24 protein-coding genes and 1 pseudogene are annotated in these 25,129 nt (G+C 67.5%); 14 read left to right on the plus strand and 11 right to left on the minus strand.

Features of this window, described 5'->3' with window-relative positions:
* Positions 1 to 69: 69 nt before the first annotated feature.
* Both otsB and OPU67_RS06775 read right to left on the minus strand, forming a co-directional pair.
* Positions 70 to 804: a trehalose-phosphatase gene (gene otsB, locus OPU67_RS06770; protein ID WP_267618586.1), complete on the minus strand. Its 735-nt coding sequence runs from the start codon at positions 802 to 804 to the stop codon at positions 70 to 72.
* Positions 801 to 2,060 carry a cation:proton antiporter gene (locus tag OPU67_RS06775; protein ID WP_267618588.1) on the minus strand — a complete coding sequence of 420 codons (1,260 nt, stop codon included), beginning with the start codon at positions 2,058 to 2,060 and terminating at the stop codon, positions 801 to 803. The genes otsB and OPU67_RS06775 overlap by 4 nt, the downstream gene beginning before the upstream one ends.
* Positions 2,061 to 2,202: 142 nt before the next feature.
* Here OPU67_RS06775 and OPU67_RS06780 point away from each other — a divergent pair, with 142 nt between their 5' ends.
* Positions 2,203 to 2,733 carry a hemerythrin domain-containing protein gene (locus OPU67_RS06780; RefSeq protein ID WP_267618590.1) on the plus strand — a complete coding sequence of 177 codons (531 nt, stop codon included), beginning with the start codon at positions 2,203 to 2,205 and terminating at the stop codon, positions 2,731 to 2,733.
* 362 nt (positions 2,734 to 3,095) lie between these two features.
* On the opposite strand, the gene OPU67_RS06785 is transcribed toward OPU67_RS06780, so the two are convergent.
* Complete coding sequence (locus OPU67_RS06785; RefSeq protein ID WP_267618593.1) at positions 3,096 to 3,965, minus strand: hypothetical protein; 870 nt, start codon at positions 3,963 to 3,965, stop codon at positions 3,096 to 3,098.
* 411 nt (positions 3,966 to 4,376) lie between these two features.
* Between OPU67_RS06785 and OPU67_RS06790 the strand changes: the two genes are divergently transcribed.
* Positions 4,377 to 5,129, plus strand: coding sequence for a Crp/Fnr family transcriptional regulator (locus tag OPU67_RS06790; RefSeq protein WP_267618595.1), 753 nt, complete (start codon positions 4,377 to 4,379; stop codon positions 5,127 to 5,129).
* A 24-nt stretch (positions 5,130 to 5,153) separates the two neighbouring features.
* On the opposite strand, the gene OPU67_RS06795 is transcribed toward OPU67_RS06790, so the two are convergent.
* Together OPU67_RS06795 and OPU67_RS06800 are read right to left on the minus strand one after the other, a co-directional pair.
* Positions 5,154 to 5,528, minus strand: a complete 375-nt coding sequence (locus tag OPU67_RS06795; RefSeq protein ID WP_267618596.1) for a response regulator — start codon at positions 5,526 to 5,528, stop codon at positions 5,154 to 5,156.
* 14 nt (positions 5,529 to 5,542) lie between these two features.
* Positions 5,543 to 7,681, minus strand: coding sequence for a PAS domain-containing protein (locus OPU67_RS06800; RefSeq protein WP_267618597.1), 2,139 nt, complete (start codon positions 7,679 to 7,681; stop codon positions 5,543 to 5,545).
* Between the two features lie 93 nt (positions 7,682 to 7,774).
* On the opposite strand from OPU67_RS06800, the gene OPU67_RS06805 reads away from it, so the two are divergent.
* Together OPU67_RS06805 and OPU67_RS06810 are read left to right on the plus strand one after the other, a co-directional pair.
* Entirely contained in the window at positions 7,775 to 8,107 is a 333-nt protein-coding gene (locus tag OPU67_RS06805) for a hypothetical protein (RefSeq protein WP_324255349.1), read from the plus strand.
* A gap of 153 nt (positions 8,108 to 8,260) precedes the next feature.
* Entirely contained in the window at positions 8,261 to 9,007 is a 747-nt protein-coding gene (locus tag OPU67_RS06810; protein WP_267618599.1) for a Crp/Fnr family transcriptional regulator, read from the plus strand.
* On the opposite strand, the gene ligD is transcribed toward OPU67_RS06810, so the two are convergent.
* Together ligD and OPU67_RS06820 are read right to left on the minus strand one after the other, a co-directional pair.
* On the minus strand, positions 9,004 to 11,538 hold the full coding sequence (gene ligD / locus OPU67_RS06815) for a DNA ligase D (protein ID WP_267618601.1): 2,535 nt from the start codon (positions 11,536 to 11,538) through the stop codon (positions 9,004 to 9,006). The genes OPU67_RS06810 and ligD overlap by 4 nt on opposite strands.
* A 10-nt stretch (positions 11,539 to 11,548) precedes the next feature.
* Positions 11,549 to 12,478, minus strand: a complete 930-nt coding sequence (locus tag OPU67_RS06820) for a Ku protein (RefSeq protein WP_267618602.1) — start codon at positions 12,476 to 12,478, stop codon at positions 11,549 to 11,551.
* Between the two features lie 170 nt (positions 12,479 to 12,648).
* Here OPU67_RS06820 and OPU67_RS06825 point away from each other — a divergent pair, with 170 nt between their 5' ends.
* Complete coding sequence (locus OPU67_RS06825; RefSeq protein ID WP_267618603.1) at positions 12,649 to 13,188, plus strand: CinA family protein; 540 nt, start codon at positions 12,649 to 12,651, stop codon at positions 13,186 to 13,188.
* Here OPU67_RS06825 and OPU67_RS06830 read toward each other — a convergent pair.
* Complete coding sequence (locus OPU67_RS06830) at positions 13,185 to 14,621, minus strand: hypothetical protein (protein ID WP_267618605.1); 1,437 nt, start codon at positions 14,619 to 14,621, stop codon at positions 13,185 to 13,187. The genes OPU67_RS06825 and OPU67_RS06830 overlap by 4 nt on opposite strands.
* Complete coding sequence (glf, locus tag OPU67_RS06835; protein ID WP_267618606.1) at positions 14,618 to 16,957, minus strand: UDP-galactopyranose mutase; 2,340 nt, start codon at positions 16,955 to 16,957, stop codon at positions 14,618 to 14,620. Before glf ends, OPU67_RS06830 begins: the two co-directional genes overlap by 4 nt.
* Positions 16,958 to 17,398: 441 nt before the next feature.
* Here glf and OPU67_RS06840 point away from each other — a divergent pair, with 441 nt between their 5' ends.
* From OPU67_RS06840 to OPU67_RS06855, 4 genes are all read left to right on the plus strand, one after another.
* Complete coding sequence (locus OPU67_RS06840; protein ID WP_267618607.1) at positions 17,399 to 18,289, plus strand: manganese catalase family protein; 891 nt, start codon at positions 17,399 to 17,401, stop codon at positions 18,287 to 18,289.
* A gap of 12 nt (positions 18,290 to 18,301) precedes the next feature.
* Positions 18,302 to 19,093: a ZIP family metal transporter gene (locus OPU67_RS06845; protein ID WP_267618609.1), complete on the plus strand. Its 792-nt coding sequence runs from the start codon at positions 18,302 to 18,304 to the stop codon at positions 19,091 to 19,093.
* Between the two features lie 29 nt (positions 19,094 to 19,122).
* The gene (locus OPU67_RS06850; RefSeq protein WP_267618611.1) at positions 19,123 to 19,974 is read left to right on the plus strand and encodes an SDR family oxidoreductase; all 852 of its coding nucleotides are present in this window, start codon (positions 19,123 to 19,125) and stop codon (positions 19,972 to 19,974) included.
* 84 nt (positions 19,975 to 20,058) lie between these two features.
* The gene (locus OPU67_RS06855) at positions 20,059 to 20,361 is read left to right on the plus strand and encodes a SemiSWEET family sugar transporter (RefSeq protein ID WP_267618613.1); all 303 of its coding nucleotides are present in this window, start codon (positions 20,059 to 20,061) and stop codon (positions 20,359 to 20,361) included.
* Positions 20,362 to 20,403: 42 nt separating this feature from the next.
* Here the strand turns inward: OPU67_RS06855 and OPU67_RS06860 are convergent.
* Together OPU67_RS06860 and OPU67_RS06865 are read right to left on the minus strand one after the other, a co-directional pair.
* Positions 20,404 to 20,772, minus strand: a pseudogene (locus OPU67_RS06860) (PRC-barrel domain-containing protein).
* 139 nt (positions 20,773 to 20,911) lie between these two features.
* Entirely contained in the window at positions 20,912 to 21,631 is a 720-nt protein-coding gene (locus OPU67_RS06865) for a winged helix-turn-helix transcriptional regulator (protein WP_267618615.1), read from the minus strand.
* A gap of 85 nt (positions 21,632 to 21,716) precedes the next feature.
* On the opposite strand from OPU67_RS06865, the gene OPU67_RS06870 reads away from it, so the two are divergent.
* The 5 genes from OPU67_RS06870 (at position 21,717) to OPU67_RS06890 (ending at position 25,042) form a co-directional block, all read left to right on the plus strand.
* On the plus strand, positions 21,717 to 22,085 hold the full coding sequence (locus OPU67_RS06870; protein ID WP_267618617.1) for a DUF1428 domain-containing protein: 369 nt from the start codon (positions 21,717 to 21,719) through the stop codon (positions 22,083 to 22,085).
* Positions 22,082 to 22,915, plus strand: a complete 834-nt coding sequence (locus OPU67_RS06875) for a VOC family protein (protein ID WP_267618619.1) — start codon at positions 22,082 to 22,084, stop codon at positions 22,913 to 22,915. Before OPU67_RS06870 ends, OPU67_RS06875 begins: the two co-directional genes overlap by 4 nt.
* Entirely contained in the window at positions 22,915 to 23,394 is a 480-nt protein-coding gene (locus OPU67_RS06880) for a VOC family protein (RefSeq protein WP_267618620.1), read from the plus strand. Before OPU67_RS06875 ends, OPU67_RS06880 begins: the two co-directional genes overlap by 1 nt.
* On the plus strand, positions 23,394 to 24,065 hold the full coding sequence (locus tag OPU67_RS06885; protein ID WP_267618622.1) for a dihydrofolate reductase family protein: 672 nt from the start codon (positions 23,394 to 23,396) through the stop codon (positions 24,063 to 24,065). Before OPU67_RS06880 ends, OPU67_RS06885 begins: the two co-directional genes overlap by 1 nt.
* 158 nt (positions 24,066 to 24,223) lie before the next feature.
* A complete protein-coding gene (locus tag OPU67_RS06890; protein WP_267618624.1) occupies positions 24,224 to 25,042 on the plus strand; it encodes an NTP transferase domain-containing protein in 819 nt (272 codons plus the stop codon).
* The last annotated feature ends 87 nt before the right edge of the window (positions 25,043 to 25,129 follow it).

Below are 25,129 nucleotides of genomic sequence, written 5' to 3' on the forward strand. Positions count from 1 at the left end.
GACGGGCAAGCTGTCGCGCCGGCCGCGTGAGCGCCGCCCTTGGGCTGGGACGCGGTGGCAGAATAGCGCCTATGTGATGAAAGCCGCGTCCTCGCCGCGCAGCAGGGCGCCGAGCCGCTCGTGCACCTCGCCGGGAGAGGCGACGGTCGCATCGGCGTGCCCGGCGATGCGCTCGCCGACCGCGAAACCGAACCCACCGAGCGCGCGGGCAGCGGCAATCGCCGGGATGTCGGTAAGGTCGTCGCCGAAGTAGATCGGGCGGCTGCCGGCAAACGGCGGGAGCTGCATGATCGCGCGCACCGCATCGCCCTTGTCGGGGCCGGGCAGGCGGAGTTCGTAGACCATGTCGCCCGGCTGGATGACAAGGTCGTGCTCGGCTGCCGCCGTCTCGGCGAGGGCGCGCACCGCCTCGCGGCGGGCGGGAGCGAGGCGATAGTGGAGGCCGATGCCGAAGCTCTTCGCCTCGATCACCACCCCTTCGCTGGGCGGGAAGCGGTGCTGGATCTCCCGGATCAGCCGCGGGAAGATGCTCGGCGGTGGGGGTCCGCGGCGGTGCCCATCGTGGCGCAGCTCGAGCCCGTGGCTGGCGGCGACCGTCATCGGCCACAGGCTGCGGCCCCACATCGCATCGAGCTGATCGAGCGAGCGCCCGCTGATCAGCGCAAGGCGCCCTTCGAGGCGCGCTGCCGCCGCGCTGACGAGCGTGCGCACGTCATCCGACACGGCGACGGCATCCGGCACGGGGGCGACGGGCACCAGCGTCCCGTCGAAGTCGAGGAGGAGTGCAAGCGGCGGGCCGGTCATAGGGTGCGCTCCACCTGCGGCGCGGCTTCCTCGCCGGTGACGGGCACATCGGCGCGGATGCGCTGGAGCGCCGTGCCCGAAGTGAGGCCGTGCACCACGGCGGACATGGCGATGGTGACGAGCACCACGACCCACAACTCGCCGACGCTCGGCATTGCGGCGGCCGATCCGGCCGCGAAGGCGAGGTAGTAGACGCTGCCGATCCCGCGCACGCCGAAGGCGGCGGTGACGAGGCGCTCGCGGACGTCGAGAGCGGTGCCGGCCAGCGAGATCCACCCGGTGATCGGGCGAACCACGAAGATGAGGCTCGCCGCGATGACGACGTGCCGCCATTCGACCAGTGGCAGGTAGGTGCCGAGCGCCGCGCCGACCATCAGCAGCAGCACGGCGGTGAGGGCGTGCTCGATCGCAAGGTTGAACAGGTGGAGAGCGCTGTGGAAGTGGTGCTCGGATTCGATATGGCGGAACACGAGCCCGCCGACGAAGCAGGCGATGAAGCTGTAGCCGTGGACGAACTCGGTCGCACCGTAGCAGACCAGCACCCCGGCGAGGGCGAGGACGCCCGAACCCGTGTCGGCAAGCATATTCCTGGCAGGCCAGCGGAACACCACCTGCCCCAACAGCCAGCCGACGAGCCCACCCATCGCCACCCCGACCACGATCCGGTAGACGAGATCGTAGGCCGCCCATTGCAGGGCCTCCGTCGCCGTGAGGCCGGCGATCGCGGCGATGGCGAGATACACGAAGGGGAACGCAAGGCCGTCGTTGAGGCCCGCCTCGGCGGTCAGGGCGAAGCGCACCGGGTGTTCGCCGCCCTCGGTGGGCGGGCCGACCTGCACGTCGCCCGCCAGCACCGGATCGGTCGGCGCGCACACTGCGCCGAGCAGCAGCGCGGCCGCCAGCGGGAGGCCGGCGGCGAACCCGACCAGCACCATCGCACCGATGCTCAGCGGCATGGCAATCGCGAGCAGCCGCCATGTCGCCTGCCACCGTGCGAAAGGCCGCACCACATCGAGCCGCATCCCGGTGGCAAACAACGCGACGACGACGGCAAGTTCGCTGAGGATCTCCCACCATTCGGGGTCGGACATCGGCGCGAAGAGGGGGGGCGGCTCGTCGATCAGGAGTGCGACCGCGACGCCTGCCAGGATCAGCAGCGAAGAGGACGCAGGCTCGCGCCCCGATACGAAGCGGGGCAGCCATGTCGCGGCGACGATCGCGAGGCCGACGAACAGCAGGAATTCGTGATAACCCATGAGCCCTGATCGCTTGCCCCCGCTTGGGCAGGCATGGGGGGCCGCTCATCGGTTGGCCCTAAAGGGGATTAGGAACGCAGGAAAAGGCTCTCCGACGCAGATTTTCTAAGGTTGCGGCACGACCTCTCTAAGGAGAAATGCCATGTCTTTCCTCGACCGCATCGCCGCCGCCATCGCGCCCGCCGCCACCGACCAGCAGCGCATGGAAGCCCGCCAACAACTTGAACAGCTGGCTGCCAGCGAACCCTTCGCGCAGGACATTCTCGACCAGCACCGCCAGATCGAGGCACTCTTCGCCGAAGCCCGTGCCGGCAATGGGGACGGCGCCCAGGCCGTGGTCGAGGAGCTCGCGATCCTCCTTAACGCCCATTCGATGGCCGAAGAGGCGGTGATCTATCCGGAGATCTCCGACCATTCGAGCAAGGCCCATGCCGGCATGGCTTATGAGGAACACGCCATGACCAAGGTCCAGCTCGCCGCCTTGCAGAAGCTCGCCCCCGGCACGCAGGAATGGCACGAGAAGCTCGATCATATCGAAAGCGCCGTGCAGCAGCATGTCTATCAGGAAGAGAGCAGCTGGCTCCCCGACGTGATCCGCTATGCGCCCATGGAAGAACGCCAGCGGATGAGCATGGAATACCGCGACTATTTCGAGCGCGTCGATATCGGCTGATCCGCCGGCTCGACCCACCAAACGCCTGCGGGAGCGAGACGCTTCCGCAGGCGTTTTCCTGCGCAAGGGCGCGGCACGCAAAAAAAGACCCCCGCCCATCGCTGGGCGGGGGAGTTGCTTTGGGGCAAATGATCAGGCGAAATGGAAACCTTGGCGACCTGACCATCCAATGCCGGAGAGATCGGGAACCCTCGGGCGTCGACCACTCTGTCCACCCTACGTGCAGCACGCTCTAACCTGTGTTGGGTTCTCATGCCGCCCGCCGATTTTCCTGCCGACGTTCGAAAAGGAAGCGCCCCGAACCACGTGGGTCCGGGGCGCCGGAGGAAGCGGGCGACGAGCAGCCAAGCCCGCCGGTCGGTTCAACCGGGGGACGAGCCCGACTTGCCGCTCGTCTGCGAGCCGGAGTTGCCCGACGAGGCGGGATTGCTGCTGCCGCTTTCCTGGCTGCTGCGCTGCTTGCGCCATTCGTCGAACTTGGTGTTGAACTCGTCCTGCTGGGTCTGACGGAACTCGTGGTAGTCGTTGTCGAACTGTTCCATCTGCTTCTGGCGCCACTGACTGTAGCTGTGGTCGTGATGGTGGCCCTGATGGCCCTGGCCCTGCATACTGAGGTTCTGCGGCCCGGACCCCTGCTGGCCCTGCCCCCAGGCGCTCTGGCCATGTTGCGCGCTGCCCATCAGCGCATCGTTGCCGCCCTGGCCGCTATGCCCGAAGCCGCCCGCCCCGCCGGCGCTCTGGTGGCTGCTGCCGTAGCCGCTCTGACTGCCGTAGGACCCCTGACCATAGGTGCCTCCGGTGCCGATCCCGTAGGAGCCTTGCCCGCCCTGGCCATAGGAGCCTTGCCGCTTCTGGCCGTAGCTGCCCTGAGGACCGTCGCCGCCCTGGCCGCCATGGTGGCTTTGTCCGCCGAAGCTGCTGCCGCCGCCGAAATTGCTCTGGCCGCCATAGCCCTGATCTCCGTAACCGTCGCCCTGGCCGCCATAGCCGCCATAGCCGCCCTGACTGCCGTAGCCGCCTTGGTTGCCTCGGTTGCCTTGGCCACCGTAGCTGCCCTGGCCCTGCTGGTCGCGCACATAGCGGTCGTTGTCACCCTGCTGGCTGTCCCCCCAACTGCGTCCGCCCTGCGAGCCCGCCCCTCCGCCGCGCTGATCTTCGCTGGCGTGCATCTCTTCGCCTTGGCGGCCGCTCTGTCTTTCGTTCTCGCGGTTCGAATTGCGATCTTGTGCCATGTCAGTTCCTTTCCGTGTTCCGGCTCCCGACGTGCGTTGCGCACGTCCGAATCCTGCGAGAAGGCTCTCATCAAGGGGACAGCCACCCCCTATCCTGCATTACTGATGGACGGCCGCCCGCCGTCATGCGGCGGCTGTTCACCGCGCGGGGCCTTCGTCCGTCGCAGGCCACGCCTCGTCGGAAAACGCTGTTGACAGGCGAGCATTTGCGCGAGCCTCCCAACGCAGAGGGCGGCGGCCGAGGGACGTGCGGTTCGTAATCTGCGATAAATTGCAGGAACCGGCTGCGCTTGGCATCGTTCTCTTCCCGACGGGTCGACAGGCGATCGTCTGGACACGTAGCTTTTGAGTGAGCAAATTTTCGGCCAATAGGGGACATTGGGATCCCGTATCCAATGAAGGAGCACGCAAGTGTCCAACGCCTTTCTGCTTAGACTGATGCATGCTGCCGAACTGAACGAGCAGGAGATCGAAGCCGTCGAGGAGCTGTGCAGGCAGCCCCGGGAAATCGGAGCGAAGAAGTACCTTTCGCGCGATGGCGACGAGATGGTCTCTTTTCCGGTGATCCTGAGCGGTTGGGCCGCGCGCTACCAGATCCTGCGCAACGGAGCCCGTCAGATCACCCGCCTATTGTTGCCCGGGGATGCATTCTACTTCGACTCTTCTCCCGACGGGATCGCGATCGAGGAGGTCATCACCCTCAGCCCCTGCAAGATCGTCAACATCCTGCATTCCGATATGCGCCGCGTGATCGACCGCTTCCCTGCCGTCGGCGAGGCGATGCGCAGCTACGGCTGCATGGAGAATGCGGTGCTTTCGTCCTGGGTGGTCAATGTCGGCAGGCGCGATGCGCTCGAGCGGATGGCGCACCTTATCTGCGAATCGCATTATCGCCTGTCGATGGTCGATCCGAAGATCGGCAACCAGATCTATTTCCCGCTGACGCAGGACGATCTGGCCGACGTGCTCGGCCTCACCCCGGTGCACATCAACCGCAAGCTTCAGCAGTTGCGACAGGAGGAACTGATCACGCTGCGATCCAAGCAGCTGGCGATCCTCGATTTGCGGACCTTGCAGCAGATTGCCGGGTTCGATCCGGCCTATTTGGCGCCCCGCACCCAGATGGAATTCGAGCGCGAGCACCTCCGGGTCGTCGCGGCCTGAGCTTCCCGAGCGAGAAAGGCGTGATCAGGACTGACCGGCGATAAGCTCGGTCAGTCCTTTCACGATTCTTGCCCGGTCGGCAGGCTTGCTGATGTAGGGGCTTGCCGCGAGATCTTCGGGCAGCATCCCGGCATCGTAGCCGGTCAGGAACAGAAACGGGATCGCGTTGCTGCGCAGGGTCCGCGCGAAGTCGAAGGACAGGCTGCGCCCGAGGTTGATATCGATCAGCACCGCATCGATCGGTCCGCCTGCAAGATGAGGGGCAAGATCGGGCACGGTCGCCGTGACGGCGATCACCGTCGCCCCGGCTTCCTCCAGCGTGTCCTTGCTGTCGTGCGCCTGGTAATAGTCGTCCTCGAGGATGATGATGCGGCGGCCGGCGAGCGGATTGTCGGTCATGGTCGTGTCCTTCGTCACGAGCGCGTTTCGAGGATGCTGCCGGTGTCGGACAGCGGGAATTCGAGTTCCGCCAGCATTCCGGTATCGTGCACCGTGAAACGTCCCATGCCCTCAAGCTCGTAAGGCACGCGCTCCTCGATCAGGCGGCGACCGAAACCCTTGCGGTTGTTCTTCGTCTTGCCGCGCGGTGCTGTCTCCTGCCAGCGTAGCGAAACCCAGGTCCGGGACTCCTTCTCTTCGGTCGACCAGATGATGCGGATGTAGCCGGTATCGCCCAGCGCGCCGTACTTGACCGAATTGGTGGCAAGTTCGTGGATGGCAAGCGTCACGATCTCGGCGGCGTGCGGCGAGAGTGCCACCTCCGGTCCGTCGACATGGCACATATCGGGCTGGACGGCGTGAACTACCAGCTCCTCGCGCACCAGTTCCGATAGGTCGACGGTGCGCCCCGGCGAGCGGGTCAGGGTGCTCTGCGTTCGTCCCATCGCCTGGAGGCGGCCGATGAGGTGATCGACATAGTCGTCGACATTGCGGTGCGAGGGCGCCGACAGCCGCGCCACCGATCGGACCATGCCGATCAGGTTGCGGACCCGGTGCTGGAGCTCGGCCACCAGCAACCGCTGCCATTCCTCCTCGCGCCGCCGCTGCGTGATGTCGATCAGCGCCCCGAGCATCCGGATCGGTCGATGCTGTTCGTCATAGAGGAACCGGCCGCGGGCCGACACCCAGCGCACATCCCCGCCGGGCTGGCAGATGCGGTATTCGTTGACGTAATCCCCGCCGCTGCGCATCGCCTGCGCCACCTTGCGGTCGCACTCGGCGCGGTCCTCGGGATGGACCCGTTCGGCCCAAAGCTCGTAAGTCGGGGTGACTTCGCCGACCTCGTAGCCCTCGATCCGGAAGTGCTCGTCGGACCAGACGAGTTCGCCGCTCTCGACGTTCCAGTCCCACAGCGCGACCTTGCCGATCTCGCTGGCCATCCGCAGCATCTGCGCGCCGTGATCGATCTGCTGCTCGCTGTGGCGGCGCGCGGTGATGTCGGTCGCCATGCCGAACCATTCGGTGATCGTCCCGTCCTCGTCGAAGACCGGGACCGCGCGCGATGACAGCCAGCTGACCGCGCCATCGGCGGTCCTCACGCGGTTCTCGACATGGAACGGGCCGCAGCGCGCCTTGGCGTCGTCGATCACGGAGCGGACCAGTTCGCGGTCGCTGTCGATCACGAAGCGCTCGAGCCAGTCGCTCTGCTCGCCGACGTCGCCGAGCAGCTGCTTGCCCCCGACCTGCTCCATCAAGGAGCAATCGGGGCTCAAGCGGAAGATAAGGTCCGACGTGGCGTCGATCAGCGATTGCAGTCGCTTCTCGCTGTGGCGCAGGGCGAGTTCCATCCGCTTGCGCTCGCCGACGTCCTCGAACAGGATGCCGACCTGGTTCGGGGCATTCTCGCCGATAGGAAAGGCGAAAACGTCGAACCATCGCCCAAGGGCGGGCGAGGCACTTTCGAAGCGCTCGGCCACTCCGCTTCGCGCGATGCGTCCGTAGGTCTCTGCCCAGTAATCCTCGATATCGGGCTCGAGGCTGCGCATCGTCTTGCCGATCGGATCGATCAACCCGGTCTGGCCGACGAAGGCGTCATTGGCCTCGATGAACCGGTAATCGCGGCCTTTGCCGGCATCGTCGAAGATGACCTCGACGATGCAAAAGCCTTCGTCGATCGTGTCGAACAGCAGCTTGTAGCGCGCATCGGCCTCGCGGTGGCGGGCGCGGGCGCGATGCTCGTTCGAGACGTCGCGGATCGTTGCCATCACTGCGGTCGTGTCGCCAAAGGGCACCGGGGTGAGCGTCGTCTGGTAGTAGTTGTCATCGCGCGAGCTCTGGCGGATCACCACCACGGGCTCGCCCGAGGCGAAGACTTGCGCGAAGTCGCGGATCCAGTCATCCGCGATGTCCGGCCAACGTCTGCGCAGCGTCTGCCCCGCGATATTGTCCACCCCGAGCTGCTCAGCCATGCGATCATTGGCCGTCACATAGGCCAGATCGACGAGGGTGCCGTCTTCGCCGAAGATCGGCTCGACCAGGCAAGCCGGCTCGGGAAGCGCCTGGAAGGCGGCGGCGAACAGCGTTTCGCCAGGATCGTGGAGTCTGTCCGCCATGCGCTCGATTTTTCCGGGTCTCGTCGGATAGTAGATCGTGCCGAAACGCTTGCTAACATAGGTTGACGAGCGGGCAAGTCCACCATTGCCCTGATGCAGGATAAGGACTTGCGCCGCGCGCAATGGAAGAACCGCCGCAACTGTCGCGTCGCCCACTGCGCCGACTATTCGAGGACCCTTTCCATGCGTATGATCCTGACCTTGTTCGCCGTCGGCGCCGCCGCTTACGTCTTTGCGCAGCGCCAGCAGACCGGACGCGCCGCCCCGCGCGCCGCATTCGCCCCCGATCAGTCCGGTCATGGCGCGAGCCCTGTGCGGGATGCTGGACCCGAGGCGATGCGAGACACGCCCCCGGGCACCTGGACGCAAGTCGACGAAGCGAGCGATCAGAGCTTCCCTGCCAGCGATCCGCCGGCGACGTACTGAACCTCGCGAACGGTCCGGGGCTGTCCGCTGTCGCCGGGGCACCGGGGTGCTTCGCACCTCATCGCGCAGCTAATGTGCGTTAAGGCGCGTCCTTTCGCCATTCGGTTTTCTGCGCCCGCTGCCCATTCTGGGCGAGGATCAGGACTGACGAAGATGACGACACTGACCGCTGCCGGAATCGAACCCCTGTTTCGCCTGCTGGGCCGCTATATGCCCTTGCAGGAAGAAGATCGCACGGCGCTGTTGACGCTCGAAGCAGGGCCCGTGTGCGTCGGCGATGCCCGCAGCGATATCGCGCGCGAAGGCGAAAACCCTTCGGTAGTGCGTCTGCTCGTGTCGGGCTGGGCGTGCCGTTACAAGGATTTGCCCGACGGGCGGCGCCAGATCGTCGGCTTCTTCCTGCCGGGCGATTTCTGCGACCTCAACATCTACATCCTGAAGGAGCTTGATCACTCGATCGGCGCGCTCACCGCGGTGCGTTACTACGAGATCCAGCCCCAGCAATTCCAGTCCGTCATCGAGGAGCGCCCGCAGCTGCTGCGTGCGCTGCTGTGGCACGAGATGGTGACGAGCGGCATTCAGCGCGAATGGCTCCTGTCGATCGGGCAGCGCTCGCCGCTGGAGCGGCTCGCGCATCTGTTCGTGGAGCTTTACTACCGGCTCCAGGCGGTCGGGCTCGCCACGGGCCACAGTTTCGATTTCCCGATCACCCAGAACCATCTCGCCGAAGCCAATGGCCTCAGCCTCGTGCACCTCAACCGCACGCTTCAGGAGATGCGTCGCGAGGGGCTGATCGAGCTGTCGGACAAGCAACTGCGGATCGGCGATCTCGACCGGCTGAAGCGGGTTGCGATGTTCAATTCCAATTACCTGCACTTCAACCGCGCCGAGCGGGCCTAAACGTCGGGGAGGTTCTGTGCGGCGAACCCCCAGCCCTTGAGCGCAGGGGATGCGGCGCGTTTCGTGAGGGCCTCCGCGTCGCCGATGGCAAAGGCTTGGGCGCTGTCGAAGCTGGCGAGTTCGTCCCAGGTGATCGGCGCCGCGACCGGCGCGCGCTCCCGCGAGCGGGCAGAGTAGGGCACCACGGCGGTGGCACCGCGCTGGTTGCGCAGCCAGTCGATGAAGATCCTGCCCGTGCGCTTCGCCTTGCTCATCGTCGCGACGAACCGGTCGGGTTCGGCCTGCGCCAGCGCCTCGGCGAAGCGGCGTGCGAAGTCCTTGTGCGTCTCCCAGGTGTGGCCGGGGGTCAGCGGCACGACCACATGAACGCCTTTGCCGCCGGACAGCATCGGCACCGAGGCAAGGCCGATATCGGCGAGGTGCTTTGCGATGTCCTGCGCGGCCTGCCGGACGTCGCCAAAGCCGAGCCCCGCATCGGGATCGAGGTCGAAGATCATCCGGTCCGGCCGCTCGACGGCATCGGCGCGCGAGCCCCATACGTGGAACTCGATGGTGCCCATCTGGACGCATTGCAGGATGCCGCGTGTGTCGGTGACGTAGAGGTAATCCTCGTTGCCGCCGTCCTTCTCGCGGATCGGGACATGGCGGACCGCATCGCCCATGCTGCCGGTGTCGTGCTTCTGGAAGAAACACTTCTTCGCCCGCCCCTGCGGGCAGCGCACGAGGCTGATCGGACGATCGCCGAGGAAGGGCAGCATCAAGGGGGCGATGGCAGCATAGTAATCGGCCAGGTCGCCCTTGGTCTCGCCGCTTTCGGGGAAGATGACCCGATCGCGGCTGGAGATGGCGACATCGCTTGCCGCCTTCGGAGCGGGCCGGGGGCGCTCGGGCCTGACGGCCGTTGCGGGCTTGTCGGCGCGCAGGCCAATGAAGCTTGCATGGCGCACGCTGCCGCTGGCGGTGAATTCGGCGAAGGCGACCTCGGCGACGAGCTTGGGGGTGAGCCATGTCACCCCCCGCGCAGCGGCGCGATCGACATCGATCGGCGGGGTCAGCCGCACGAGCGGCTTCATCCGCGCGGCGAGGTCGGCCATGGTATCGGTGTCGAAGCCGGTGCCGACATTGCCCTTGTAGACAAGAGCGCCGCCCTCGTTCTGCGCGAGCAGCAGCGAGGCGAAGGGGCGGGCGCGCGCGGTGGAGGCCTTGAAGCCGGCGATCACGAACTCCTGCCGCCGGGTGCATTTGACCTTGACCCAGCTCCTCGTGCGCCGCCCCGCGTAGGGCGCGTCGATCGCCTTGGCGATGATCCCCTCCTGCCCGGCCTTGCACATCGCCTCGAACAATCGCTCGCCCGCGCCTATGACGCGGTCGGCGACGTGGATCGGCGCTTCGGCATTGGCGAGGAGGGCGGCGAGACGCTCCTTGCGCTCGATGTTGGAGAGCTCTGTCAGGTCCTCGTCGTCCGCCTCCAGCAGATCGAAGGCATGGAAGGCGAGGGCATCCTCCGCACCCTGCGAGCCGTGCCCGCGCTTCAGGACGTTCTGCAACGTCGAGAAATCGGGATTCCCGTCCTTGCCCGGCGCGACGATCTCGCCGTCGATCAGGGCGGGCGGCAGGTCGAGCGCGGCGATGGCGCGAACAAGCGGGGCGAACTTGTCGGTCCAATCCTGCCCGGTTCGGGTGTAGACCCTGACCTCATCCCCCGCGACCGCGACGAGCGCGCGATAGCCGTCGAATTTGATCTCGTGCATCCAGTCGTTCCCCGTCAGCACGGTGTCGACAAGGGTGGCGAGCTGGGGCTTGCGGAAGGCGGGGAGCTTGCCGGCTCGCTTGCGCTTCGCCTTCTTCGACCTCGCGCCACCTCCGTTCGCCTCGAGCGAAGTCGGGGGGCTGGGCGGGGTGTCTCGACTGCGCTCGACACGAACGGACTTCGAGGGTAGCGCCTTGCCCCTCTTACCCGCCTCGATCTCGGCCATCGAGCGGCCTGTCACGACGCTCGTGAGCGCCTGCTCGACGAGAGTGTCGCCCTCCTCGGCAAAATCGTCCGTGACCTTCCTGAGCAACCAGTTCTCGCGCTTCTCGCCGGGCTTGCGCTTGAGGCGGATCAGCATCCATTCGCCTTTCATCCGCTCGCCTTCGAGGATAAAGTGGAGGTGGCCTTCCTCAAGGTCCTTCGCGCTCTTGCCCGCGATCGGGGTCCAGATGCCGCGGTCCCATAGCATCACCGTGCCGCCGCCATATTCGCCCTTGGGGATGGTGCCCTCGAACGTGGCGTAGGAGAGCGGATGGTCCTCGGTGCGCACCGCGAGGCGCTTTACCGCTGGATCGAGGCTCGGCCCCTTGGTGACCGCCCAGCTCTTCAGCACGCCGTCCACCTCGAGCCTCAGGTCCCAGTGGAGCCGGGTCGCGGCGTGCTTCTGGACCATGAAGGTGTTGCCGGTGCCCTTCGCGGCCTCGCCTCTGGGCTCGGCGGTGCGCGCGAAGTCGCGCTTGGCGTTGTAGTCCGCGAGCGGATCGGCGCGTCGTGCCATCCGCGTCCGCTCAGGCCCGCTTGCGAGCGGCGGCGGCGGGCGCCTTCTTCGCCGGAGCGGCCTTTTTCGTCGGCGCCTTCTTGGCGGGAGCCTTCGCGGCTGCTGCCGGCTTCTTCGCGGCGGGTGCCTTCTTCGCTGCGGCTGACCCGCCGGTGGTGCCGACCGACTTCTTGAGCGCCGCCATGAGGTCGACGACATTGCTGCCGCGGCTGGCGGGTTCGCCCGCGTCCTCGATGATCGCCTTGCCGGTCTTCGATTTCGCCTTCTTGTCGATCAGCGCGCGCAGCGCCTCGACATAGCGGTTCTCGAATTCGCCCGCTTCGAAGGGCGCGGTGCGTTTGTCGATCAAGGTCGTGGCGAGGTCGAGCAGCTCGGCGTCGGGCTTGATATCGTCGATTTCGCTGAAGAAGGCGCGGCCGGCGCGCACCTCGTCGGCATAGCGCAGCGTTTCCAGCAGCAGCCCCTTGCCGCAGGGCTTCAGCGCCACGAGCTTCTCGGTTCCGCGCAGCGCCAGCTGTCCGAGCGCGACCTTCTTCGACGTCCTGAGCGCCTCGCGCAGCACCACGAAGGCTTCTTCCGCGAGCTGGTCCTTGGGCGCGACGTAGTAGGGCTTCTCGAAATAGAGCGGGTCGATCTCGTCCGCGCCCACGAATTGCACCAGCTCCAGCGTGCGCTTGCTCTCCAGCTTCACCGCCTCGATCTCGCGCTCCTCTAGCAGGACATATTCGCCCTTCTCGACCTCGTAGCCCTTGATGATGTCCTCGCGCTTCACCGGGCCGATGCCGGGGACGACCTTTTCATAGGCGATGCGCTTGCCGCTGGGCTTATGGACCTGGTTGAAGCGGATTTGCGCACCCGTCTTGGTGGCGCTGAAAATCTCGACGGGGATCGAGACCAGCGCGAGGCGGATCTGGCCGGACCAGTAGGCGCGGGCTGCCATGCGTCGTCCTTTACGTGAAGGCTGAGGTCGAGCGGAGTGGTGGCGCAGGTGGGTGGAGTGGGCATTAACATAGGCGTGTGCCGCCGCGCTGCCCCGGCGCGACACTGGGACGCACCCCACCCCAGCTTCGATGGACCTTCCGCCATGCCCCAATTCGCGATCTGCGCTTCATGACCGACAACGTACTGGCGCTCGCCGAGCGCCCCGTTCCCGAGATCGGGGAACTTCATGCGGCCGCCAAGGCATTGCTCGAGAAGCTCGAGGAAAAGGACATCGCGCTGGTCACGGCGGAGAGTTGCACCGGCGGCTTCCTCGCCTCGCTGTGCACCGATATCGAGGGGCTGAGCCACGGTTTCGACCGCGGGTTCGTGACCTACACCAAGGACGCCAAGCGCGAACTGCTCGGGGTCGATGGCGATATGCTTGAGCGCGAGGGCGCCGTCAGTGAGCCGGTCGCCCGCGCGATGGCGGAAGGGTGCCTGAAGCGCTCGGGTGCAGGGCTGGCGCTGGCCGTAACGGGCTTTGCCGGCGCGTCCGATCCCGAGGAGGACGAGGGGCCGGGCGTCACCTTCGTCGCTGCCGCAGTGTCGGGCCACACCTCGGTGACCCGAATCGACTATGGGGAGCGTCCCCGCCGCGACGTGCGCAACCTCGTCAGCCTGGCGGCAGTGGAGATCGGGCTGCGGACGCTCGCCGGCGAGCGGGGTTAGCAGCCGCCGGGCTGGAATGTGACGGCGAGCGCAATGTCCTGCACGCCGGCCATGGTCAGCACCACCAGTGATCCGTCCTGCCGGGTGTGCACCTGGCAAGCCTCGCGGGCGCCGGTGATGGTGTTGACCTGGGTGACGTCGTAGCACCCTGCAGCGAGACCCTTGATGTCGAGCTGGCGCGAGACCGCGCCGTCGGTCTCGCTGCCCAGCAGCACGATCACCGCCTGGCGCTCGTCGGCGCAGCCGCAGGCGAGCCCGGCGAAGTCGTGGACCGTCAGGCGATCGCCCAGCGGCTCGCGCCGGAAGCTCTGCCAGTCGATCAGCGGAAGGAAGTCGGCGAAGATCGCCTGTGCCCGGTGCATCGCGGGCAGGAGATGGTGGGGGTGGCGGTATGGCCAGCGCATCCCTCCCCCCGCGCCGCCGGCGGCGATGTGCGCCCATTGGGTGCGGCGGAAGCAGGCGGTGTCGAAGCTGTCGGGCAGGGTGACGCGGCGATCGACGAAGGTATGGACCGGGCCATGCTCCGTATCGAGCACCGGGCGACCCTGCGGCGTCTCGGCAAGCGCTTGGGTCATCAGCCGCACCGTCGCCTCGGCCGGCTCGAGCGAGGAGCGCGGCGCATCCAGCGGCCCTTCCTCGTAAAGGTGCACGCTCACGAAATCGATCGCGGGGTGGCGGAAGATCACCTCGCCCAGAGCCGGGGTGGCGACGAGGTTGGGGTGGAACACCGACACGGTCTGGAGATGCGCACGTCCGTAGAGCCGCTCCTCCTCCGCGCGCAGGGCTGTGGACACGTCCGTGACGAAGTCGTGTGTCGCTGCAAGGTCGCCGTCGGCATAGTAGGCGTCGATCTCGTTCCACAGGTCCCAGGCGAAGACCGCCGGGCTGTGGCCCCAGCGGCGGGTGGCGAACAGCAGCCGGCTGATCACTGCGGCGCGGGTCTCGCGGCAGGTGAACATATCCTCTAGCCGCGCGGCCGGCCCGCCCCGGTGCCGGGAGTAGGGGTGATGCTTCCAGCGCTTGACCATGAAGAAGGTGTCGAAGGGGGTGAGCAGGAAGCGGATATGATGCTTCTCGCCCAGCGCGATGAGATCGTCCCACATTCGCACCATCGCCGGACTGAACGCCCCCACCCGGTGCTCGAGCGCGCGGTGATGAACCTGGCTGTAGTCGAGCATCACTCTGAGGCAGTTGACGCCGTGCGCCTCGAGATCGGCGAAATGCGCTTCGACCGCAGCGGCGTCCCGGCGGCGGTGGAGGCCCGCGAGGCGCGGCCAGGTGACTGCTTCGTTGTGGCCAACCGGCATCCACGGCTCGCCCGCCTCGGTCTCGAAATAGGGCGCGCCCGGAGCACAGCGGATCCACGCCGCCCCGTCCGCTGGAGGGGCGACGCGGCGGGCCGCCCCGCGATCGAGCGCGGCGGCCTCTTTCATTCGGCCGCCACCGCCCCGGTCCCGGCAAGGGCCTCCTCGCGCCAGCGCGCATCGAGCCGCCGCCACGTGGCGAGCGCCTGGCCCACGATCTGGTCCATGTTGTAGTAGCGGTAGGTCGCCAGCCGCCCGACAAAGGTCACGTCGCGCTGGGCGCGGGCGAGCGCGTCGTAGCGCTTGTACATCGCCTGCGCCTCGTCATTGGGGATCGGGTAGTAGGGATCGCCCTCGTCCGCCGGATATTCGCGCGTGATGCTGGTGTTGGGCGCGACCTGGCCGGTGAGCTGCTTGTATTCGGTGATCCGGGTGTAGGGCACGTCGTAGTCAGGATAGTTCACCACCGCGACGGGTTGCACCTGCTCGACAGGCAGGTGCTCGTGCTCGAAGCGCAGCGAACGGTAGGGCAGCTTGCCGAGGCGGTGGCCGAAATACTCGTCGATCGGGCCGGTCCACACGAGGTGGTCCCAGGTGATGTCGGCGGGCAGCTCGTCGAAGGCGATCCCGGTCATGACCGTGATGCGCGGCTCGTCGAGCATGGCGGCGAACATCGCGGTGTAGCCGTTCAAGGGCATGCACTGGTAGGTGTCGGTGAAGTAGCGGTCGTCGGTGTTGGTCCGGGCCGGCACGCGCGCGGCGACCGACTTGTCGAGCTCGCTCGGGTCCTTGGCCCACTGCTTCCTGGTGTACCCTTGGAAGAACTTCTCGTAGAGATGGGTACCTACCTGCGCGACGACCTGGTCGCGCGAGGTCTTGATCTCCGGCACGTCCACGGCGACGGACTTCAGATAGGCTTCCGCCTCCTCCTCCGTCTTCAGGTCGAGCCCGTAGAGCGCGTTCAGCGTCGTGCGGTTGATCGGCATCGGCACCAGCTGGCCCTCCACCTCGGCGAGCACGCGGTGCTCGTATTGCCGCCAGCGGGTGAAGCGCGACAGGTAGTCGAGGATGTCGCGGCTGTTGGTGTGGAAAATGTGCGGCCCGTATTTGTGGATCAGGATGCCGCCCTCGTCCTTGTGGTCGAAGGCATTGCCCGCAATGTGGTCGCGCTTGTCGATCACCAGGACCGAACGGCCCGATCCGGCGGCGAGGCGCTCGGCCATGACCGATCCGGCGAAACCGGCACCGACCACGAGCACGTCGTAATGCCGCTTGGCGCGACCGGGCGCTGCGCCGGGCGAGGAGGCACGGCTGCGCAGCGCGAATCCGTTCTCGATCTCGCGGGCGATGCGGGCGGCGATGCCGTCCCAGCTCTGGTCGGCAAGGCAATCGCGCGCTTCGCTGCGCCAATGCGCGCGGGCCGTGTCGGATGCGCGCAGGAAAGCCGCGCAGGCAGCCACGAAGCCATCCGCGTCGGCAGCGATGGCGACGCTGTCGAACTCTCCGTATCCCGACACGACGTCGCGCACCGGGGTGGAGACCACCGGCAGGCCGCTCGCCATGTATTCGGGGGTCTTGGTGGGGCTGATGAATTCTGTCGCAGCGTTGATCGCGAAGGGCATCAGCGCGACGTCCCAGCCGGCGGCGTAGGCGGGCAGCTCGGCATAGTCCTTGCGCCCGAGCCAGTGGATGTTGGCGGCGCGCGGGAGATCGCCTTCCGCGATCTTCACCACCGGGCCAACCATGACGAAGGACCAGTCGGGGCGCGCCGCCGCGGCGGCGGCGAGCAGGTCCAGATCCATGCGTTCGTCGATCACCCCGTAGAAACCAAGGCGGGGGCGGGGGATGCCGGCTTGGTCAGCAGGATCGGGCAGCCCGCCCGCCCCGCGCGCGAAATGCGCGACGTCCACGCCCGAAGGCACGCAGTGGATGTTGTGGTGACGGTTGGCGCGCGCTTCGTAGAGGCTCCGGCCGCCGCACAGCACCAGATCGGCCCGCGCCATCAGCGCAGCCTCGCGCCGGGCGATGTCCTCCGGCGCGAAGGCAAAATTGGCGAGTTCGTCCATGCAGTCGTAGACGACCAGATCGGGCGTGATGCCGCTGCTGAAGGACAGCATCATCGCGGTGTAGTACCAGAACACCAGCGGCCGGGTTTCGCCTTCGAGCATCGTCGCGAGCAGGTCGCGCAGGGCCGCATCGCTTGCCTCGGCATCGAGGCCCGCCGGCAGCACCGGCTCGGCGCGCACGAGGCCGTCTTCCATCAGCGTCCAATCGAGCCACGCCGCCTCGCAGCCCTCCTCGTGGCGCGGTTCCTCCCAGTAGATCACGTCGAACTGGCCGAGCAGGCGGGTGAGGATGTGCTGCGGTCTCTGGAACACGAGGTTCCAGCGCAGATGCGAGAAGCAGACGATCACCGGACGCCGCGCGGGGTTGGCGAGGGAGCAAATCTCGGTCGGGCGATGCATCGTGTCGGGCCTTTTTGAAGGAGTCGCCGTCTGCCCGGGATCTGGCAGGCGGCATCGCGTATCGGGCGATGGCCCTGATCTAGCCCATTATTACATCTGTCAGTCTCACCTATGTGAATCACGCTGTTAGGCGGATGAAAGGAAGGCGTTTCGAACTCATGTTATGGGGTCCGATCGGTCGGCAATACAATCTAGGCAAATGGAGCGGACATAAACTTTTGACACGACCAAGGGAGGAATTGGTATGTCTTCTATGATTGGCCCCATTCTGCCGCTCTGGATACTCGGTGTGCCGCTTGTCGTGGCAATAGTAATTTGGTTGAGGATGCCAAAGCAGGGTGATCTGACCCACGCCGATCGCGGTCGCCACGCTCCCCGTTGATCATCGATACGGAGCCGCTGGCGCGCGGCTCCCTCAAAACTGCAAAGGAGGCTGCGACAATGTTCAGCCACAACAAGCGTCTGCAATACACCGTCCGCGTCGCCGAGCCCAACCCGGCGCTCGCCTCGCTCCTGCTCGAACAGTTCGGCGGGCCCGACGGCGAGCTCGCCGCGGCGATGCGCTACTTCACGCAAGGCCTTGCCGAGGAAGATCCGGGCCGCAAGGATATGCTGCTCGACATCGCCACCGAGGAGCTTTCCCACCTCGAGGTGATCGGCTCGATCGTCGCCATGCTCAACAAGGGCGCCAAGAGCGACCTCGCCGAGGCGGCGCTCGAGGAGGCGGAGCTCTACCGGTCGCTGACGGCGGGCGGGAACAGCCACACCCAGGCGATCCTTTACGGCGGCGGCCCGGCGCTCACCAATTCCTCGGGCGTGCCCTGGACGGCGGCCTATGTCGATTCGCGCGGCGATCCGACCTGTGACCTCAGGTCCAATATCGCCGCCGAAAGCCGGGCGAAGATCATCTACGAGCGGCTGATCGCGATCACCGACGATCCGGGCATCAAGGACGCCCTCGGCTTCCTGATGACCCGCGAGATCGCCCACCAGAAGAGCTTCGAGAAGGCGCTCTACGCGATGGCGGACAATTTCCCACCGGGCCGCCTGCCGGGGATGGAGCCTTACGACCGGCTCTACGTTAACGCCTCGACCGGCCCCGGCGACATGGACGGGCCGTGGAGCAGCGGACCGGAGTGGGAGCGCACCGACGAGGAGGAGATGACCGTCCCTGCCGACGGCGGCGAGGGCATGGCCGAGGTCAAGCTGCCCTCCGACCAGATGAAGACCGTGGAGGCGATGACGCTGCGGACCAAGTCCGACCCGAACAGCGATCCGCTCACCGGGGTCGACCTCGGCGCGGGGCCGCCGGTCGAAGACGACGCGGACTGACGCAAGGCGGCGATGTCGCAGGCGGCGTTCCTCGGGCTGGCGGCGAGCCTCCTTGCCGGTGCCATGACCGGCATCGGCGGGCTGCTCGTCGCCGCCTCGGGGCCGCCCGATCCGCGCCGGCAGAACCTCCTCATCGGCTTCGCCGCGGGGGTGATGATCGCCGCCGCCATGTTCTCGCTGATCCTGCCGGCCTGGCACCGGATGCTGGGCGGGGGCGCCTCGCCCGCCTTCGCGGCCCTCGCCGTGCTCGCCGCGGTGTGCCTGGGCGCGCTGGCGATGGGGCGGCTCGGTGTCTTCGCCGAGGCATTGGCTGCCGGAGGCCGCCTCCCCGACCGGCTCGGCGCGGCCCTCGGTGTGGCGGACGAGCGGCGCGTTGCGCTGTTCGCGCTCGCCATCACCTTGCACAACCTGCCCGAAGGTGCGGCGGTCGGCATCAGCTTCATGGGCGGCGATGCAGCGCTCGGCTGGGCGACGGCGCTGGGCATCGGTCTTCAGAACATTCCCGAGGGCATGGCGGTCGCTGCGCTTCTCGCCAGCCTCGGCTGGAGCCGCACCCGCTCCACGCTCGCCGCGCTCGCCAGCGGCCTTGTCGAGCCGCTGGGCGGCGCGCTCGCGGTCACGCTTGCCGGGGTGTCCGCCGCGATGCTGCCCTGGGCGCTCGGCTTTGCGGCGGGCGCGATGCTGTTCGTCGTCGTCTCCGAGATCATCCCCCACACCCGCCGCCAGATCGCCCACGGCTCGGCCACGCCCGCGCTGATGGCGGGGCTGGCGTTGATGATGGTGCTCGACGTCACCCTTTCCTGATCCCCCACCCCAAACAAGGAACCACCCCCATGTCCAAGATCGTCTCCAAGATGCACGAGGGCGACCTGCCCGGTCTCGAGGCCGACCTTCAGCCCAAGCCCGATTGGGAGCCGCGCTATCCCGGCTCCGGCCGGCTCGAGGGCAAGGTGGCGATCGTCACCGGCGGGGACAGCGGCATCGGCCGCGCCGTCGCCGTGCTCTTCGCCCGCGAGGGCGCGGACATCGTCATCTCCCACCTCGAGGAAGAGGAGGACGCGATGGCCACCGCCGAGATGGTCGAGGACGAAGGCGCCAAGGCCGTGACCATCGTCGGCGACATCGGCGATCCCGATCACTGCCGCGAGATCGTCGACCTTGCCGTGCGCAAGTTCGGCAAGATCGACATCCTCGTGAACAACGCCGGCGAGCAGCACCCTGACAAGGAGGTGACCCAGATCAGCAAGAAGCAGCTGAAGCGCACCTTCCAGACCAATGTCTTCGGGATGTTCTACATGGTGCAGTCGGCGATGCCGCACCTCAAGGAGGGCGCCGCGATCATCAACTGCACCTCGGTGACCATGTACAAGGGCGCCGACGAGCTGCTCGACTATTCGGCGACCAAGGGCGCGATCACCGCCTTCACCCGCTCGCTCTCGCAGAACCTCGCGAAGAAGGGCATCCGCGTGAACGGCGTCGCGCCGGGGCCGATCTGGACGCCATTGAACCCGTTTGGAGGGGCGAGCGAGGAGAAGCTCGAAAGCTTCGGCGAGGACACCCCGATGGCCCGGCCCGGCCAGCCCAACGAGGTCGCGCCCAGCTTCCTGTTCCTCGCCTGCGAGGATTCGAGCTACATGAGCGGGCAGGTTCTTCACCCCAACGGCGGAACGATTGTCGGCAGTTGAAGGTATGCGAGGGAGCCCGGTGGGGCGACGCTGCCGCGTCGCCCCGCCGGGTCCGCTTGTCACCCGCGATTGTCAGGAGCGCGCATGGAATTCGACTGGACGACCGTGATCGGCACCATCGGCGCCTCGGCCTCGGTGGCGAGCTTCACCCCGCAGGCGTGGAAGATCATCCGCGAGCGCTCCACCAAGGGATTGAGCCTCGCGATGTTCGCGCTGACGTGCCTCAGCTTCGCCTCGTGGACCACCTTCGGGGCGCTGAAGGGGGAATGGACGCTGATCATCCCCAACGCGATCTGCCTCGTCTTTGCGCTGTTCATCTTCGGCATGATCGCGCTGCCGGCGCGCAAGACCAGGGAAGTGGCCGAAACGCTCGACCCGACGGAGTGACGGCCCCGCTCCCGCTTCGGGAACGGGGCCGAAGCGCGGCGATCAGTAGGTCACGCCGTAGTAGGTGTTGACCGCGCGGTCGTAGTCCGCGTCGTACAGCGGCGCATCGTCGTCGCCGGCATAGCGCGGGGCTTCTTCCAGCATATCCTTGTCGAGATCGACCACATAGCCGCCGTGGTCGGTGCTGTAGCTCAGCATCTGCTAGGGCACCGGGTAGTAATCGGCCCCGATGCCGAGGAACCCGCCGAACTGCAGGACGGCGTATTCAGCCTGCCCGGAGCGCTTGTCGACCATGAAGCTCGTGATCGTGCCCAGACGCTCGCCCTCGAAATCGTAGACGGCGGTGCCCTCGACCTTGTTCGAGGAAATCAGCTCGCGGGTTTCGTCGGTGTTGATGGTGTCGTCGGCCATGGCATTTCCTCCTGTGCTTGGCGGGCGCGAGGCTGGGGATGCGAGGGCAGCGCGGCATTCACATAGGTCAGCCGCGCCGGGCGGGGACGGCGATGTGCCCTGAGCCGCCCCGAGCCTGCGATGAGGCCGGAGGGCGCTGTCACGCGAGCGGAGGCGGAAGGCGGAAGAGACGGGCGAAGCGGACCGCCAGCGCGCTGTCGCCGGTGATCGCGAGGCCGCTGTCCTGCGCCAGCGTCCACCACGGCACGCCCGCATAGATCCCGGCGGCGATCACATCGGCACTGGGCGCGCGGAACACCGCGTCGGCGTCGTCCGCGCCGGCGCGGCGGATCGGCAGCTCGCGTGCCTGCGGCTCGGCGAGGAAGCTCTCCGCACCGATCACGAAGCCGATCCGCTTGCCGGTAAAGGGCGCGAGGCCGTCACGGTCGAGCATGGTGCGCAAGCTGAGCATCAGCGACACCGCCGAAAGCGGCAGGCGCGGATCATGGGCGCGCGACTGCGCCGCCCAGCGCCCCAGCTCCTGGATCAGCGGCTCGGCGGCGAGGCCCCAGGGGGTGAGGGCATAGACCTGCGCCTTGCCCGGCGGGGGCAGGATGCGCCGCTCGACCACACCCGCCGCCTCGAGCGCGGCGAGCCGCTCGGTCAGCACCTTGGCGCTGATGCCGGGAAGGGCGCTGCGCAGGTCGGAGAAGCGCCGGGCCCCGAGCATCAGCTCGCGCACCACCAAGAGCGCCCAGCGCTCGCCGATCACCTCGAGTCCGAAGGCGGTGCCGCAGGCATCGTTATACCACCGACCGTGGCCGACGGCGGGAGCCGCGCCTCGGCTCGTCTCGTTTTTGGTTTCCTTTGGTAACTCCATAGTTGACGAAAGTAACCCCCGGGCGGACAAGGCGCAAGGGGACGAGTCGCGCGACAATCGACCGTCCGAGGAGAGGAGAACACCCATGTATATCGACGGCTTCGTCATTCCCGTGCCGGCAGGAAACCGGCAGGCCTTCATCGATCATGCCACCAACGCGGACAGCGTGTTCATCGAGATGGGCGCCCTGCGCGTTGTCGAGTGCTGGGGCGACGAGATCCCCGACGGCAAGGTCACCGACTTCCGCCGCGCGGTCGATGCCCAGGAGGGCGAGAGCGTCGCCTTCAGCTGGATCGAATGGCCCGACAAGGCGACCCGCGATGCAGCCTTCGCCAAGATGATGGCCGAGGATTTCGACGACCCGCGCATGGACCAAGCGAAGAACGCCATGCCCTTCGACGGCAAGCGGATGATCTTCGGCGGCTTCGTGCCGGTTGTGGACATCGGGCAATGAGCGCCGCCGCCCCCGCGCCCGCCGACATTGCGGACGCCCCGCCCCGCCACGGCGATTTCACCTGGTACGAGCTCCTGACGCCCGACCCCGCCGCCGCCGAGGCCTTCTACGGTCCGCTCGTCGGCTGGTACTTCGCGACCGGCGACGCCGTGAACCACGGCTATCGCATGGTCCTTGCCGGCGGCGAGCCCATCGGCGGGGTCCTTGCCTTGACCGAAGGCATGGCGGCGAAGGGGGCGCGGCCCGTCTGGATCGGCTATGTGCAGGTCGACCGCCTCGCCACTGCGATCGATGCGCTTCGGGCGGGCGGGGGCCGGGTGCTGATGGAAGGCCTCGCCATCCCCGGGGTCGGCCCCTTCGCGATGGTCGCCGATCCTCAAGGCGCGCCCCTCTACCTCATCGAGGACCGCTCGGGCCGCCCGGCGCGCGCCTTCTCGAAATACACGCCCACCCCCGGCACCTGCGCCTGGAACGAGCTTGCCGCGACCGATCCGGATGCGGCCATTGCCTTCTACACCGGCCTGTTCGGCTGGCGGCAGGAAGGCGCGATGCCGATGGGCGAGCACGGCAGCTACCGCTTCCTCGTCCACGGCGACCACGCGGTCGGCGCTGCGATGGCCTGCAACGACGTCACCGGGCAGAGCGGCTGGCTGTTCTACTTCCGGGTGCCCGACATCGATGCCGCCGTCGCGCAGCTTGCCGCGAGCGGGGGAACGCTCGTCGAGGACCCGGGCGAGATCCCCGGCGGGGACTTCTCGCTGGTGGCGCGCGATCCGCAGGGCGCACTGTTCGGTCTCGTCGGGGCGCGGCTCACGCGAGGGAGGCAGTGATGCACAAGAACACCATCTGCCTGTGGTACGACGGCGCTGCCGAGGACGCTGCGTGCTTCTATGCCGGGGTCTTCCCCGACAGCCGGGTCGAGGCCGTCCACCGCGCGCCGACCGATTTTCCCGGCGGCAAGGCGGGCGACGTGCTGACCGTCCAGTTCACCGTGCTCGGCATCCCCTGCCTCGGCCTCAACGGCGGGCCGATCTTCCCGCACACCGAGGCCTTCAGCTTCCAAGTGACGACCGAGGACCAGGCCGAGACCGACCGCTACTGGGACGCGATCGTCGGCAATGGCGGCGCGGAGAGCGCCTGCGGCTGGTGCAAGGACCGCTGGGGGCTCAACTGGCAGATCACCCCGCGCACCCTCACTGAGGCGCTGGCGGCGGGCGGCGACGAAGCTGCGCGCGCCTTTGCGGTGATGATGACCATGACGAGGATCGATGTCGCCGCGATCGACGCCGCACGGAAGGGAGAAGCCTGATGCGCAGGATCAACGCCGCCGCCTTCGTCTCGCTCGACGGCGTCATGCAGGCCCCCGGCGGGCCGAGCGAGGACCCGACCGGCGGCTTCGATGCTGGGGGCTGGGTGTTTGGCGCTTGGGACCCGGGGGTCGAGGAGGAACTCGGCCGCATCTTCGGCCGTCCCTATGACCTGCTGCTGGGGCGGCGCACCTACGACATCTTCGCCGCCTACTGGCCCTATGTCGCAGGCGAGGAAGCGGCGATGGGAGAGGCGTTCACGCAGGCGGGAAAATATGTCCTCTCGCGCGGAACACCGCAGCTCGACTGGGCGAACAGCCATCACCTGCGCGGGATCGCGGAGGTCGCCGCCTTGAAGGAGACCGACGGGCCGGACCTGCTGATCCAGGGTTCGAGCACGCTCTACCCGCCGCTGCTTGCGGCGGGGCTGATCGACCGGCTGACGCTGATGATCTACCCGCTGGTGCTCGGGCCGGGCAAGCGCCTGTTCGGCGAGGGCACGGGCCCGGGCCGGCTGGAGCCGCTCGAACAGCGGGTCACGGCGCAGGGCACGATCATCGCCACCTATGGACCCGGCGGCCCCTTGCCCGCCGTCGATCCCTCGGCGCACCCGCCCAGCACCAGCGAACGCGAGGCGGCCCGCCAGTGCGCGATGGCAAACGGGCTCTGGTGACGGAGGTGCCTGTGCGGCGTCGGTGATGCCGCACGGCCAAATGGCTCTTGAAAATCCTAACCTGGGTTACGATCTGCACTGGAGGTCGTCGGGGAGGCATCGTACCTGTCCGGCGTAACGCCTGAAAGTATTGGGCTCCTCTTTCCGGGCACGGGTGCATGGCGACTATCGGGACTGTCTTGATCCTGGCGGGCAAACGGCCCGACCGGCGCGACCCGCTCGAAGAGGCGCTGGGGATCGCGCACAAGTGCATGACGCCGGTGCTGGGCCGCGCGGCGATCGCCTATGTCGCCGAGACGTTGGCGCACGCCTTGCCGACTGCGCGCATCCTCGTGGCGATCGAACAGGAAGACGTGCTGTGGCGCGACCCGACCTTGGTGCGGCTGCGCGCTTCGGGCCGCCTCGAGACCCTGCCCGCGCGCCGCACGCTGCTCGGCAGCGTGCTCGCCGCAGCCGAGATGGCGAGTTTCCCGCTGCTCGTCACCACCGCCGACAACGTGCTTCTGACCGAAGACGCGATCCTCGCCATGGATGCGGCCGGTTCGGGCGCGGCCCACGCTCTCGTCGCGCTTGCCCCGCGCGAGGCGATCCTTGCGGCGCATCCGGGCGGCAAGGGCCGCTATTACGAGTTCCGGGACGGCGCCTTCTCGAACTGCAACCTGTTCTGGCTGCGGGACCGCGCAGCGCTGCGCGCTGCCGAGCCTTTCGCCACCGGCGGGCAGTTCTTGAAGACCAAGGGCCGGATACTCAAGGCCTTCGGGCCGCTCAACGCGCTGCTCTTCGCCACCCGCCTCCTGAGCCTGCGGGCGATGTTCGCCAGTGTCTCGCGCCGCCTCGGTGTGAAGGTGGAACCGCTCGTCCTTGCCGACGGACGCCTTGCGATCGACGTCGACGACGTGAAGTCGCTCGGCATGGTCGAGGAGATCCTCCAGCGCGCCGCGCCGATCGCAGAACCCCGGCGCGCGGCGGTGCGCTGAGGCAGGCCCTGTGCGCGCGGCGGCGCGTTGACACAGGCCCTGCGCGGCTAGCTGCGCGCCCGCACCCGGCGCTCGCCCCACCACAGC

Source organism: Erythrobacter sp. WG, assembly GCF_026586795.1.
GTDB lineage: Bacteria > Pseudomonadota > Alphaproteobacteria > Sphingomonadales > Sphingomonadaceae > Erythrobacter.

Excerpts from the sequence above, each read along its gene's own strand:
- OPU67_RS06885 (WP_267618622.1), top strand. The coding sequence starts at position 23,394 with ATGCGCAGGATCAACGCCGCCGCCTTCGTCTCGCTCGACGGCGTCATG.
- ligD (WP_267618601.1), bottom strand. The coding sequence starts at position 11,538 with ATGGCACGACGCGCCGATCCGCTCGCGGACTACAACGCCAAGCGCGAC.
- OPU67_RS06880 (WP_267618620.1), top strand. The coding sequence starts at position 22,915 with ATGCACAAGAACACCATCTGCCTGTGGTACGACGGCGCTGCCGAGGAC.
- OPU67_RS06890 (WP_267618624.1), top strand. The coding sequence starts at position 24,224 with ATGGCGACTATCGGGACTGTCTTGATCCTGGCGGGCAAACGGCCCGAC.
- OPU67_RS06825 (WP_267618603.1), top strand. The coding sequence starts at position 12,649 with ATGACCGACAACGTACTGGCGCTCGCCGAGCGCCCCGTTCCCGAGATC.
- OPU67_RS06780 (WP_267618590.1), top strand. The coding sequence starts at position 2,203 with ATGTCTTTCCTCGACCGCATCGCCGCCGCCATCGCGCCCGCCGCCACC.
- OPU67_RS06810 (WP_267618599.1), top strand. The coding sequence starts at position 8,261 with ATGACGACACTGACCGCTGCCGGAATCGAACCCCTGTTTCGCCTGCTG.
- OPU67_RS06875 (WP_267618619.1), top strand. The coding sequence starts at position 22,082 with ATGAGCGCCGCCGCCCCCGCGCCCGCCGACATTGCGGACGCCCCGCCC.
- OPU67_RS06870 (WP_267618617.1), top strand. The coding sequence starts at position 21,717 with ATGTATATCGACGGCTTCGTCATTCCCGTGCCGGCAGGAAACCGGCAG.
- OPU67_RS06840 (WP_267618607.1), top strand. The coding sequence starts at position 17,399 with ATGTTCAGCCACAACAAGCGTCTGCAATACACCGTCCGCGTCGCCGAG.
- OPU67_RS06865 (WP_267618615.1), bottom strand. The coding sequence starts at position 21,631 with ATGGAGTTACCAAAGGAAACCAAAAACGAGACGAGCCGAGGCGCGGCT.
- OPU67_RS06850 (WP_267618611.1), top strand. The coding sequence starts at position 19,123 with ATGTCCAAGATCGTCTCCAAGATGCACGAGGGCGACCTGCCCGGTCTC.
- otsB (WP_267618586.1), bottom strand. The coding sequence starts at position 804 with ATGACCGGCCCGCCGCTTGCACTCCTCCTCGACTTCGACGGGACGCTG.
- OPU67_RS06775 (WP_267618588.1), bottom strand. The coding sequence starts at position 2,060 with ATGGGTTATCACGAATTCCTGCTGTTCGTCGGCCTCGCGATCGTCGCC.
- OPU67_RS06855 (WP_267618613.1), top strand. The coding sequence starts at position 20,059 with ATGGAATTCGACTGGACGACCGTGATCGGCACCATCGGCGCCTCGGCC.
- OPU67_RS06795 (WP_267618596.1), bottom strand. The coding sequence starts at position 5,528 with ATGACCGACAATCCGCTCGCCGGCCGCCGCATCATCATCCTCGAGGAC.
- OPU67_RS06800 (WP_267618597.1), bottom strand. The coding sequence starts at position 7,681 with ATGGCGGACAGACTCCACGATCCTGGCGAAACGCTGTTCGCCGCCGCC.
- OPU67_RS06830 (WP_267618605.1), bottom strand. The coding sequence starts at position 14,621 with ATGAAAGAGGCCGCCGCGCTCGATCGCGGGGCGGCCCGCCGCGTCGCC.
- OPU67_RS06785 (WP_267618593.1), bottom strand. The coding sequence starts at position 3,965 with ATGGCACAAGATCGCAATTCGAACCGCGAGAACGAAAGACAGAGCGGC.
- glf (WP_267618606.1), bottom strand. The coding sequence starts at position 16,957 with ATGCATCGCCCGACCGAGATTTGCTCCCTCGCCAACCCCGCGCGGCGT.
- OPU67_RS06845 (WP_267618609.1), top strand. The coding sequence starts at position 18,302 with ATGTCGCAGGCGGCGTTCCTCGGGCTGGCGGCGAGCCTCCTTGCCGGT.
- OPU67_RS06805 (WP_324255349.1), top strand. The coding sequence starts at position 7,775 with ATGCAGGATAAGGACTTGCGCCGCGCGCAATGGAAGAACCGCCGCAAC.
- OPU67_RS06820 (WP_267618602.1), bottom strand. The coding sequence starts at position 12,478 with ATGGCAGCCCGCGCCTACTGGTCCGGCCAGATCCGCCTCGCGCTGGTC.